This window comes from Kosakonia sp. Marseille-Q7440 (genome assembly GCF_965119485.1).
Genome location: NZ_CBCPLT010000001.1, coordinates 307,672 through 319,542, shown reverse-complemented (window position 1 = coordinate 319,542; position 11,871 = coordinate 307,672). Strand labels below are relative to the sequence as shown.

Here is an 11,871-nt window from a genome sequence, read left to right as displayed (position 1 = left end):
GGGCGCTGCCGCAACGTTCACTTAGTGACGGACACCGTCATCTTCTTCGTCAACGTAATCTTCGTCGTCTTCGTCGTCGCCCTCTTCGCCGTTCGGGTCTTCGTAGTACGTGCCCCAACCGTCGTACTCAACGTCGAATTTCTCTGCCAGGTTGATCAGTTGCTCAACCTGCGCGTCGATCAGATCGGCATTCAGCGCGCTTTCGCTCAGCACGTCGCAGCAAATGACCACTTCGCCCTCTTCCAGCTCCAGCTCTTCCGGCTCGGTCACTTCGTAGCCGAGTTTGAAGGCTTCAACGGCCGCTTTTTCCAGCGTTTCGAAATCATCTGCCGACAGGTGATGCTCAATGGTGTAAAGCGCATCAGGATCGCTGCCATCTTCCAGCAACTCTTCAATAATCAAACGCGTCTCTTCGCGCTGCTCTTCCAGGTGTTCCGGGTTTGCCATGGGTCGTTCCTCATCAAAGTGGCAGATACTCTTATTGTCACACACCGCCGCCATTGCCTCCACTCTTCGCCGAAAAGATTTATCCCTCAGGGTTGCAAATGAATATTCATCCATATAGATTGAATTTTAATTCAATAAGTGGCGTTCGCCATGCGAGGAAAAAATGTCACCTTTTTACCAGAAACATTTTCTGAAACTGCTCGATTTTACCCCTGCTGAAATCCACGCTCTGCTGCAACTTGCCGCGCAACTCAAATCTGATAAGAAAAAAGGCCAGGAAGTCCAGAAGCTTACCGGCAAAAATATCGCGCTCATCTTCGAAAAAGACTCTACCCGCACACGATGCTCTTTCGAAGTTGCCGCTTACGATCAGGGCGCTCGCGTCACCTACCTCGGCCCAAGCGGTAGTCAAATCGGGCATAAAGAGTCAATTAAAGATACCGCGCGCGTGCTGGGCCGGATGTATGACGGCATTCAGTATCGCGGCTACGGCCAGGAGATTGTTGAAACCCTGGCCCGCTTCGCGGGCGTGCCGGTGTGGAACGGCTTAACCGATGAGTTTCACCCCACGCAGCTGCTGGCGGATCTGCTCACCATGCGCGAGCACCTGCCGGGCAAAGCCTTTAACCAGATGACGCTGGTTTATGCAGGCGATGCGCGTAACAACATGGGCAACTCAATGCTGGAAGCCGCCGCGCTGATGGGCCTCGATCTACGCCTTGTGGCACCGAAAGCCTGCTGGCCGGAGTCGAGCCTGGTGGCGGAGTGCCAGGCGCAGGCGGTGAAAAACGGCGGCAATATTCTGCTCACCGAAGATGTCGCCGTCGGCGTGAAAGATGCGGACTTTATCTACACCGATGTCTGGGTATCGATGGGCGAAGCGAAAGAGAAGTGGGCGGAGCGCATCGCCCTGCTGCGTCCTTACCAGGTCAACAGCAAAATGTTGTCGCTGACCGGCAACCCGCAGGTGAAGTTTCTCCACTGCCTGCCGGCGTTTCATGACGATCAGACCGCGCTTGGCAAGCAGATGGCGCAGGAGTTCGGCCTGCACGGCGGGATGGAAGTGACGGATGAAGTGTTTGAATCGCGGGCAAGCGTGGTGTTTGATCAGGCGGAAAACCGCATGCACACCATCAAAGCGGTGATGGTCGCCACGCTCAGCGAGTAAGGCGTTTCCCCTCTCCTCGCAGAGAGGGGGAACAATCAGGCCACCAGCAGCTTAACCACCACTTTGCGTACTTGCGCGGGCACGTTGACCGCGCAGAGCGGTTTATGCACTTCGCCCGGGTAGAAGACGACAAAATCCCCGGCGCTCAGCACCACGGTTTTCTCCTGCTCGCCCTGCGGCAAAAAGGCGATATCTTTGTCCGCCAGCCAGTCGGTATCCGGCGCGCCCGCAGGCTGCGTGCTGAAGGTCATCCCCTCTTCGCCTTTTAAAACAATCTGGATATCCAGATAGCGCGCGTGGTACTCGGCGCGGCGCTCGGCAAAGGGCTGCGTCATATCTTCCGATACGAGGTAAAAGAGGCGGTTGCCATCGATATCGTGTTTGCCAACAGGCGTCGCTGCGGTCACATGCTGCTTGATATGCTCAATCGCCTGGCGCAGCTCTTCCGGCAGCCAGGGTTGTAGGTTGTGAATATTGCCAACGATCATTGCTAAACCCTCAATTAAAACAGCGTTTCATTTGCACCATTTATACGAGGATTCCCCCGCGCCTGCTACCCCAATCTGCCCGAGTTTTGCGTTAACGCATGTTTCATTCTTAGCGAGCCGCGGGCGCGTAAGCGGCGTGAAAAACGCATTACTATTCATAGAGAACCGTTTGCACTGCGTAAAGTGTGCATCAAACCCTTGATCCGCGAAAACAGCTGCGTATAATCCGGGACAATTTGCCGGGAGGAAGCATGGTCCAGTGTGTTCGAGAGTCTCTCTTACCGCGTCTGAATACAGGCGCTGGCCTGCCGTTTTTCGCTCCCGTGGCTTACCCCATATCCAGCCCCTCTTTTGAGGGGCTTTTTTTTGCGCCGTCGTCAGGAGATAACCATGGCTAATCCGCTATATCAGAAACATATCATTTCCATAAACGATCTCAGCCGCGAAGAACTTGAACTGGTACTCCACACGGCGGCGAGCCTGAAGGCTAACCCGCAGCCGGAGCTGCTGAAGCATAAAGTGATCGCCAGCTGCTTCTTTGAAGCCTCCACCCGCACGCGTCTATCCTTTGAAACCGCGATGCACCGCTTAGGCGCAAGCGTGGTCGGCTTCTCCGACAGCAGCAACACCTCGCTCGGCAAGAAGGGCGAAACGCTGGCGGACACCATTTCGGTAATTAGCACCTATGTCGATGCGATTGTGATGCGCCACCCGCAGGAGGGCGCGGCGCGCCTGGCGACGGAGTTCTCCGGCGGCATTCCGATCCTCAACGCCGGCGACGGTGCGAATCAGCATCCGACGCAGACGCTGCTGGATCTCTTCACCATCCAGGAGACTCAGGGTCGGCTGGAGAATCTCAATATCGCGATGGTAGGCGATCTGAAATATGGCCGTACCGTGCACTCGCTGGCGCAGGCGCTGGCGAAATTTAACGGCAACCGCTTCTACTTTATCGCCCCGGACGCGCTGGCAATGCCGCAGTACATCCTCGATATGCTTGACGAAAAAGGGATCGCCTGGAGCCTGCACGCCAGCATCGACGAGGTGATGGCCGAGGTCGATATTCTCTATATGACGCGCGTGCAGAAAGAGCGCCTCGATCCGTCGGAGTATGCCAACGTCAAAGCGCAGTTTGTGCTGCGCGCCGCCGACCTTGAGGGCGCACGCAGCAATATGAAAGTGCTGCACCCGCTGCCGCGCGTCGATGAGATCACCACAGATGTCGATAAAACCCCGCACGCCTGGTACTTCCAGCAGGCCGGGAACGGTATTTACGCCCGCCAGGCGCTGCTGGCGCTGGTTCTGAATCGCGATTTGGCTCTGTAAGAGGGAAACGACAATGACGCATGACAACAAACTTCAGGTCGAAGCCATCAAACGTGGCACCGTGATTGACCATATTCCGGCGCGTATCGGCTTTAAGCTGCTGACGCTGTTCAAGCTGACGGAAACGGATCAGCGCATCACCATCGGCCTGAACCTGCCTTCCGGCGAAATGGGGCGTAAGGATCTGATTAAAATCGAGAATACCTTTCTGACCGACGAGCAGGTGAATCAGCTGGCGCTCTACGCGCCGCAGGCGACGGTGAACCGCATTGATGAGTATGAAGTGGTGGGCAAATCGCGCCCAAGCCTGCCGGAGCGCATCAGCGGCGTGCTGACCTGCCCGAACAGCAACTGCATCAGCCACGCCGAGCCGGTATCGTCGAGTTTTGCGGTGAAAAAGCGCGAAAACGACATCGCGCTGAAGTGCAAATATTGTGAAAAAGAGTTCTCGCACCACGTGGTGCTGGCCAACTAATTGCGGCTGGTAAAGCCGGATGCCCTCCCTATAATGGATCGGCATCCTTTTTACCGCAGATTACAGGAGTGATTTATGACTAAAGTTATCGCCACGGAAAACGCGCCAGCCGCGATTGGTCCTTATGTGCAGGCCGTCGATCTGGGCAATATGATCCTGACTTCCGGTCAGATCCCGGTTGATCCGAAAACCGGCAGCGTGCCGGATGCGATCGATGCCCAGGCGCGCCAGTCGCTGGAGAACGTGAAAGCGATCGTTGAAGCGGCAGGTTTGACCGTGGGCGACATCGTGAAAACCACCGTTTTCGTCAAAGATCTCAACGATTTCGCCACCGTTAACGCCACCTACGAAGCCTTTTTCACCGAGCATAACGCCTCCTTCCCGGCGCGCTCCTGTGTTGAAGTGGCCCGTCTGCCGAAAGATGTGAAAATCGAAATCGAAGCCATCGCCGTTCGTCGTTAATGCCCCCCGCCGCCATCAGCGCCCTTGCCTGATGGCGGCTTCGCCTTATCAGGCATGGGGAAACCCATGTTGCTGAAACGGCGTAGGCCGGATAAGCAAAGCGCCATCCGGCAAACAGCCCGCACATTGCCGACCGGCGCAATGCCTGATGGCGGCTTCGCCTTATCAGGCCTACGAAACTGCGCCTTATCAGGCATGGGGAAACCATGTTGCTGAAACGGCGTAGGCCGGATAAGCAAAGCGCCATCCGGCAAGCAGACCGCACATTGCCGACCGGCGAAATGCCTGATGGCGGCTGCGCCTTATCAGGCCTGGGAAACTGCGCCTTATCAGGCATGGGGAAACCATGTCACTGAAACGGCGTAGGCCGGATAAGCGAAGCGCCATCCGGCAAACAGCCCGCACATCGCCGACCGGCGAAATGCCTGATGGCGGCTTCGCCTTATCAGGCCTACGAAACTGCGCCTTATCAGGCCTGGGAAAACCCATGTAACTGAAACGGCGTAGGCCGGATAAGCGAAGCGCCATCCGGCAAACAGCCGCTTTCCGCAGGCAATGCGGCACGCTATCTAGCGGTTAACCGTCGCGCGCAGCAGTTTTTCCAGCGGATACACCGCCGCAATAACCACTTCATCCTGCACCTGCGCCGCGCTATCCAGTTCACGCTGAATCGAAGCAATCTCCTTATCATCAAGCGTTCCCTGACGGGCAACGAGATCGGTTAACCGCAGGCCAATTGCCGCCAGTTTGTCGACCTCCTGCACCACCGGTTTCATCGCTTTCAGCTGGTAGTTAGCCTCGCAGAGTGTGAGCGCATCGCTGGTATTGTTTTGCCAGCGCATAAACAGATGCCGCAGCGCCCCGGCGCTGGCGTTATCTTCCGCGTCGCTAATTAGCCGATCTGCCCATTGGTTCATCTGCCGCACCGTGCTGCTCTCGGCAAACAGCGCATCGGCAAGACGGTTAAGCGGCTCAAACTGATGATAATTCCCCGCCTGAAACTTCAAATGCTGACGCGTGTAATAGTGCGCAGGCTCAAGGGCCTGGGCGAGGATTTGCAGCGGCACGGTATCGGCGCTGTTCGCCAGCCGGGTGAACTGCGTCAGTTGCTGGCTATGCTGCTGCAGGCCAACCGAGACCGAAGACCAGCTATCAACGGCCTGCAAACGCATATACATATTCTCGCTGTCGTTGACATCCTGCGCCGACCACAAACGCTCCGCCACCGCAAAAGCGCGCGGCCACAGCTTGATATCCAGCACCGGCGCAGCAACGTTTTCCGCCCACAGTGCCGCTTCTCCGCCGAGCAGATTCGCCTGCTGCGCGGCATCCGGCACCACCGGCGCGATCCCTTCTGGCACCGTTTCCAGCCGCGCGCCGCTGATGGGGTAACGCACATTGCCCAGCAGGAAATAGCCGCTCAATTTATCGTCTGCGAGGGTAACAACCGGGCGCGTCTCGCCCATCCAGCTGTCGACGGTAAAGGTCACCTGATCGTCGCTGCGCCAGCTGATATTCTCTACCGCGCGGCGGGATTTGCCTTTGAAATCAATAAATCCGCGCCATCCCTCGTCACCTTTCACTAGCGTAAAGCTGCCCTCAACCGGGCTGCCTTTCAGGCGCGGCATCGAAAATGACCAGCTCTGCGCGCTCTCGTTGTCGCCAATCACATCCACACCCTTTAACCCCTGCGGCACAATCTCATTGCGGTAGTGGTATGCGGTGTACTGCGGTTGATCGAGATAAAAACCGGTAGAGAGAATGCCTTTGTAGCCCTGCTTCGCGACCTCGCCCAGCGCGTCCTGGCCCTGCCAGGATTGAATCAAAATACTTTTCGGCAGATCCGGGTGAAAGATCTCATCCCAGCCGACCATCTGCCGGTGTTGTTTTTCGAGGATCGTTTCCAGCTTGCGGTTGAAGTAAGCCTGTAACGCGTGGCTGTCTTTGAGCTGATGATCGCGCATAAATTGCTGGATCTGTGGATTGTTTTTCCACTGGGTATCGTCCACTTCATCGCCGCCGATATGCAGGTAGGCATCCGGGAAGATCGCCGCCAGTTCGCTCACCATCGCCTCCGCAAAGGCGTATGTCGCCTCGTTTGTCGGATCGAGTACCGGTTTCAATACGCCCCAGTGACGCTCCATGGCATAGGGCCCCGGCGCGCTCAGCAACTCCGGGTAGGCAACCGCAATCGCGGAAGCGTGGCCCGGCATATCAATCTCCGGCACCACGCGGATGCCGCGCGCCGCCGCATAACGCACGACTTCGCGCATTTGCGCTTCACTGTAGTAAAGCCCGTCGCTGGCAAGCTGCGTCAATTTCGGGTAGCGCGTCGAGGCAAACCGCCAGCCCTGATCGTCGGTCAGGTGCCAGTGCAGCACGTTGAGCTTTGCCGCCGCCATGCCGTCAATTTGCCGCTTAATATCTTCAACGGGAATAAAGTGACGCGCTGAATCGAGCAGCAGCCCGCGCCACGGGAAGCGCGGCGCATCTTCGATGGTTACCCAAGGGAGTTGCGTCTGTTCGGCGCTATTTTGCAAAAGCTGAAGCAGCGTCTCGATACCGCGCTGCGCGCCAAAGCGGGTGTTGGCTGCAATTTTTGCGCCACTGCTGTCGACAGTCAGCGTATAGCGTTCATCGCTATCCAGCGCCGGAATGGGTGCCACCTTGTGGGCAATCGCGATCGTAATCGTGGCATTCGGTGGATTTGCCGCCTGCGGCTGCAGCGTCCAGCCAGTTTGCCGTGCAATACGCTGGCGTAGCTGCGTGATTATCTCGTCGGCATCGTCGCCGCTGACGCGGATGGTCAGTTGATTATTCAATGCCAGCGCGCCCTGCTCAGCCGGACGCGTCACGCTGGCAGGCCAGGGCATTAAGGGCAGATCGCCCGCCGGTGCGGCAAGAGCAGAGAAGCCGAGCAGCAGTCCGGCGGACAAGAGGCTGTAACGTAACATGCAGGTTCCTTAAGCGGGGAAAGCGAAGCAAAACACTCAGGTAACATGCACACATTTTCACCGTCAAGCGCGCCGCCCGACGGCGATCACACGCCGGTTCATTTAAGAGAAATGCCCGGTAAAACAGCACCGCCCCTGTGCCGGATAAGCGCAGCGCCATCCGGCAAACAGCCCGCACATCGCCCTCCGGCGAAATGCCTGATGGCGGCTGCGCCTTATCAGGCCTACAAAACTGCGCCTTATCAGCCCTACAAACCATGCCACTGAAACGGCGTAGGCCGGATAAGCGCAGCGCCATCCGGCACTTATCCGCGCTATTGCCAGCCGTAACGGCGGTAAAAGATCCCCTTCACACACTGGGTCAGGATCATATACCCCGCCAGAATTGCCACCAGCCACGGGAAATAAGCGAGCGGCAGCGCCTGCAATTGCAGGTAACCCGCCAGCGGTGAAAAGGGCAACGCAATACCAACGCAGATCCCCATCAGCGTCATCGCCACCAGCGGCCAGGCGGGGCGGCTCTGAATAAACGGCACACGGCGGGTGCGGATCATATGCACAATCAGCGTTTGCGACAGCACGCCCACCACAAACCAGCCGGACTGGAACAGGGTTTGCGCCTCTACCGTATTCGCCTTAAATACCCACCACATCACGGCGAAGGTAATAATGTCGAAGATGGAGCTTATCGGCCCGAAAAAGACCATAAAACGCCCGAGATCCGTCGGGTTCCAGCGCTGCGGTTTAGCGATCTGCTCCTCGTCGACGTTATCAAACGGGATCGCCACCTGCGACACATCGTAAATCAGGTTCTGAATCAGCAAGTGCAGCGGCAGCATCGGCAAGAAGGGCAGAAACGCGCTGGCCACCAGCACGCTAAAGACGTTCCCGAAGTTCGAGCTGGCGGTAATTTTGATGTACTTGAGCATATTGGCAAAGGTGCGACGCCCTTCGATTACCCCCTGCTCCAGCACCATCAGGCTCTTCTCCAGCAGGATGATATCCGCCGCTTCACGGGCGATATCGACCGCGCCATCCACCGAGATACCAATATCCGCCGCCCGCAGCGCAGGCGCATCGTTAATACCGTCGCCCATAAAGCCCACCACATGCCCTTCGCGTTTCAGCAGGCGCACAATGCGCTCTTTGTGCATCGGCGTCAGGCGGGCAAACAGCGTCACATGCTGCGCCACGTGCGCCAGCTCGTTGTCGCTCATGCGTTCGATTTCGCTGCCAATCAGCACATCGCCCACCGCTAAGCCCACTTCGTGGCACACTTTGCCAGCGACCAGTTCGCTGTCGCCGGTAAGGATTTTGACGGTGATGCCGCTGGCTTTCAGCGCCTTTAACGCCGGGGCGGTGCTCTCTTTCGGCGGATCGAGAAATGCGATATAGCCTTCGAGGATCAGATCCGACTCATCAATCCGCTGATAGTCACCGCTGCGCGCGGGCAGATATTTGGTCGCTACCGCCACGACGCGCAATCCCTGGCGGTTAAGGGTGCTGGTGACGCGCTCAATGCGCCGCAGCATGCTGTTATCCAGCGGCACAATCTCGCCGTTGTAGCGCACATGGCCGCAGACGCTGAGCATCTCGCTGAGCGCGCCTTTGCAAATCAGATGATGCGCATCCGCATCCTGCGCCACCACCACCGACATGCGGCGGCGCTCGAAATCAAAGGGAATTTCATCCACTTTGCGCCACTGTGTGGCGAGCGTCTGCGCCATCTCCGCCTCCACGCTCTCCAGCACCGCGGTATCGAGCAGGTTTTTCAGCCCGGTCTGGTAATGGCTGTTAAGCCACGCGCAATGCAGCACGCGCTCGCTCACTCTGCCGCTGATATCGGTGTGGTTCTCCAGCACGATTTTGTCCTGCGTCAGCGTGCCGGTTTTATCGGTGCAGAGAATATCCATCGCGCCAAAGTTCTGAATGGCGTCGAGGTGTTTCACAATCACTTTCTGTTTTGACAATTTCACCGCGCCGCGCGCCAGCGTCGAGGTGACAATCATCGGCAGCATCTCCGGCGTCAGCCCAACGGCGACAGAGAGGGCAAACAGCGCCGCTTCCCACCAGTCGCCTTTGGTGAAGCCGTTAATCAGCAGCACGATGGGCGTCATCACCAGCATAAAGCGGATCAGCAGCAGGCTGACGCGGCCGATCCCCTTCTGGAAGGCGTTCGGTTCACTCTCCTGCTCGCCGACGCGGCTGGCGAGTTGCCCAAACCATGTCTGGCCGCCGGTAGCAATCACCAGCGCCTGCGCGGTGCCGCTCACCACGTTAGTGCCCATAAAGCAGAGGGTGTCGCACTCCAGCGGGTTGCTCTGCGCCACCTGGCGGGTGATGGCGCTCTTCTCAACCGGCAGTGATTCCCCGGTCAGCGACGCCTGGGCGACAAAGAGATCCCGCGCCTGCACGATGCGCAGATCCGCCGGGATCATATCCCCGGCTGAAAGCTTAACAATATCGCCCGGCACCAGCTGATCGATTGGCAGCTCGCACCAGTCGCTCTCGCCGCTATCACTCACCACGCGCCGCACCGTCGCGGTGTTGGTGACCATCGCTTTTAGCGCATCCGCCGCTTTGGTCGAGCGCGCTTCCTGTAGCCAGTTCAGCAATGTGGAGATCGCCACCATCAGCGCGATCACTCCTGCGCCAAAGAGATCTTCCGAGGCATAGGAGATGATGCCGAGCACGGTGAGCAGCAGGTTGAACGGGTTGCGGTAGCAGAGCCAGAGATGCACCCACCACGGCGACGGTTTCTGCGCCGGAATCAGGTTTTCTCCGTGGATCTCCCGCGCCAGCCGCACCTCCTGCGCGTTTAACCCCTCCGGGTGGCTGTGAAAGGTTTCCCACAGCTGCGGCTGCTCCATCAGCGCCGTTTGCAGGCAGCGTTCACTCATTGAGGGCGGGATCTCGCCCTGGGTGGCGCTACGCACGCCGGGAAGCGGATCGCGCGCGACCAGGCGGCGCGGTAAGTGGCGATTCAGGCGAGCGAAAAGCTGCCGGGTAAATGTTTTCAGCATAGCGATCTCCTTGCCCCCGCATCACGCGGGTGCGTTAACTACGGGCGCGACAATGCCGCACCAGCAGGTATCAATAACTCGGGCAGGGACGATAGGGCGTCGCTGCCTTACGCATCCGGTAAGGCAGCACAGGCGGGCTTACCGGAAGGGTCTTCTCCATCGGGGATGAGGGGTGGGATCGGGATCCATAGCGCCTCCGGTAAGGGTTAAAAGGGAATGATTACGCAGCGGTATCATATACCCCGAAACGTAAACCGAACGTATACGACCGCAACTCGGGAAGCGCAGGGATAAACCAGACTTTACTCATTGTTGTTATTTGCGCTGAAGTGCAACACTTTCTGACTCTGCCAACCCCCATCGCCAGTATCAGGAGTGCTGCATGCCAAACCGGCTGACCATTAATGACATCGCGCGTTTAAGCGGAGTGGGAAAATCGACCGTCTCGCGCGTGCTGAACAATGAAAATGGCGTCAGCCAGCAGACGCGCGAACGGGTGGCGGCGGTGGTGAATCAGCACGGCTTCTCCCCTTCCCGCTCCGCACGCGCCATGCGCGGGCAGAGTGACAAAGTGGTAGCGATTATCGTGACGCGGCTCGACTCCCGCGCCGAAAACCTGGCGGTGCAAACCATGCTCCCGGCCTTTTATGAGCAGGGCTACGACCCGATCATGATGGAGAGCCGCTTTCAGCCGGAGCTGGTGGCGGAGCATTTACAGATGCTGAGCCAGCGTAATATCGACGGCGTGGTGCTGTTCGGTTTTACCGGCATTACCCCCTGCCTGCTTGCCGCCTGGCGCGACTCGCTGGTGGTGATGGCGCGCGACGTCAGCGGCTTTTCCTCCGTCAGCTATGACGATGAGGGTGCCATTGAACTGCTGATGGCAAAGCTCTACGCAGAGGGCCACCGGCAGATCGGTTTTATTGGCGTCCCGCACAGCGATGTCACCACCGGCAAGCGTCGCCACCAGGCTTATGAGGCGTTTTGCCGCCAGTACAATCTGACGCCGCGCGCGGTGCTGCCCGGCCTGGGTATGCAGCCGGGTTACGATCATGTCGCGCAGGTGCTGACGCCCGAAACCACGGCGCTGCTCTGCGCCAGCGACAGCCTCGCCCTCGGTGCCAGCAAATATTTGCAGGAGCGGCGCATCGCGCTTCAGCTTGCCAGCGTCGGCAACACGTCCCTTATCAATTTTCTCCACCCGGAGATCCTCACCGTCGATCCGGGCTACGCCGAAGCCGGTCGTCAGGCGGCGGCGCAGCTGATCGCCCAGGTGACCGATGTTGACGCCCCCCGCCAGCACGTCATCCCTGCCCGTCTGGTTTAACTTTTGCGCGCTTTTTTGATGCATTTTTAATCATCATAAAAGCGTGAAATTTTATATCTCCCCTGAATGCCCCGCCCGCTGTAGCGTCAGATTTTTACTTTGTCCTGAGTCAAAAAAGACGTAAACATCTTTGATGCAAATCACTATATATAGAAATTAGAATGCTCGCCGGCCCTACATGTTGTAGTTCTTGACTATTAT

11 protein-coding genes are annotated in these 11,871 nt (G+C 58.0%); 7 read left to right on the top strand and 4 right to left on the bottom strand.

The window, feature by feature from the left end; translation table 11 throughout:
- Positions 1–21: 21 nt before the first annotated feature.
- Positions 22–447, bottom strand: a complete 426-nt coding sequence (rraB, locus tag ACWPW2_RS01440; RefSeq protein ID WP_023480438.1) for a ribonuclease E inhibitor RraB — start codon at positions 445–447, stop codon at positions 22–24.
- 98 nt (positions 448–545) lie between these two features.
- Between rraB and argL the strand changes: the two genes are divergently transcribed.
- Both argL and argF read left to right on the top strand, forming a co-directional pair.
- The gene (argL, locus tag ACWPW2_RS01435; protein WP_225975695.1) at positions 546–641 is read left to right on the top strand and encodes a putative translational regulatory protein ArgL; all 96 of its coding nucleotides are present in this window, start codon (positions 546–548) and stop codon (positions 639–641) included.
- Positions 611–1,615 (top strand): ornithine carbamoyltransferase, encoded by a 1,005-nt coding sequence (gene argF, locus ACWPW2_RS01430; protein ID WP_454121361.1) that lies wholly within the window; start codon positions 611–613, stop codon positions 1,613–1,615. The genes argL and argF overlap by 31 nt, the downstream gene beginning before the upstream one ends.
- A 35-nt stretch (positions 1,616–1,650) precedes the next feature.
- Here argF and ACWPW2_RS01425 read toward each other — a convergent pair whose 3' ends face one another.
- Positions 1,651–2,103: a YhcH/YjgK/YiaL family protein gene (locus ACWPW2_RS01425; RefSeq protein ID WP_454121360.1), complete on the bottom strand. Its 453-nt coding sequence runs from the start codon at positions 2,101–2,103 to the stop codon at positions 1,651–1,653.
- A 251-nt stretch (positions 2,104–2,354) separates the two neighbouring features.
- Between ACWPW2_RS01425 and ACWPW2_RS01420 the strand changes: the two genes are divergently transcribed.
- From ACWPW2_RS01420 to ridA, 4 genes are all read left to right on the top strand, one after another.
- Positions 2,355–2,501: a pyrBI operon leader peptide gene (locus ACWPW2_RS01420; RefSeq protein ID WP_223284269.1), complete on the top strand. Its 147-nt coding sequence runs from the start codon at positions 2,355–2,357 to the stop codon at positions 2,499–2,501.
- Positions 2,494–3,429 (top strand): aspartate carbamoyltransferase, encoded by a 936-nt coding sequence (pyrB, locus tag ACWPW2_RS01415; protein ID WP_023480227.1) that lies wholly within the window; start codon positions 2,494–2,496, stop codon positions 3,427–3,429. Before ACWPW2_RS01420 ends, pyrB begins: the two co-directional genes overlap by 8 nt.
- Positions 3,430–3,442: 13 nt before the next feature.
- Positions 3,443–3,904 carry an aspartate carbamoyltransferase regulatory subunit gene (pyrI, locus tag ACWPW2_RS01410; RefSeq protein ID WP_023480436.1) on the top strand — a complete coding sequence of 154 codons (462 nt, stop codon included), beginning with the start codon at positions 3,443–3,445 and terminating at the stop codon, positions 3,902–3,904.
- A gap of 75 nt (positions 3,905–3,979) precedes the next feature.
- Positions 3,980–4,366 carry a 2-iminobutanoate/2-iminopropanoate deaminase gene (gene ridA, locus ACWPW2_RS01405; RefSeq protein ID WP_023480382.1) on the top strand — a complete coding sequence of 129 codons (387 nt, stop codon included), beginning with the start codon at positions 3,980–3,982 and terminating at the stop codon, positions 4,364–4,366.
- A gap of 569 nt (positions 4,367–4,935) precedes the next feature.
- Here the strand turns inward: ridA and ACWPW2_RS01400 are convergent.
- Positions 4,936–7,320 carry a beta-N-acetylhexosaminidase gene (locus ACWPW2_RS01400; RefSeq protein WP_454121359.1) on the bottom strand — a complete coding sequence of 795 codons (2,385 nt, stop codon included), beginning with the start codon at positions 7,318–7,320 and terminating at the stop codon, positions 4,936–4,938.
- 314 nt (positions 7,321–7,634) lie between these two features.
- Entirely contained in the window at positions 7,635–10,343 is a 2,709-nt protein-coding gene (gene mgtA, locus ACWPW2_RS01395; protein ID WP_454121358.1) for a magnesium-translocating P-type ATPase, read from the bottom strand.
- A 382-nt stretch (positions 10,344–10,725) separates the two neighbouring features.
- Here mgtA and treR point away from each other — a divergent pair, with 382 nt between their 5' ends.
- Positions 10,726–11,670: a trehalose operon repressor TreR gene (gene treR, locus ACWPW2_RS01390; protein WP_454121357.1), complete on the top strand. Its 945-nt coding sequence runs from the start codon at positions 10,726–10,728 to the stop codon at positions 11,668–11,670.
- The last annotated feature ends 201 nt before the right edge of the window (positions 11,671–11,871 follow it).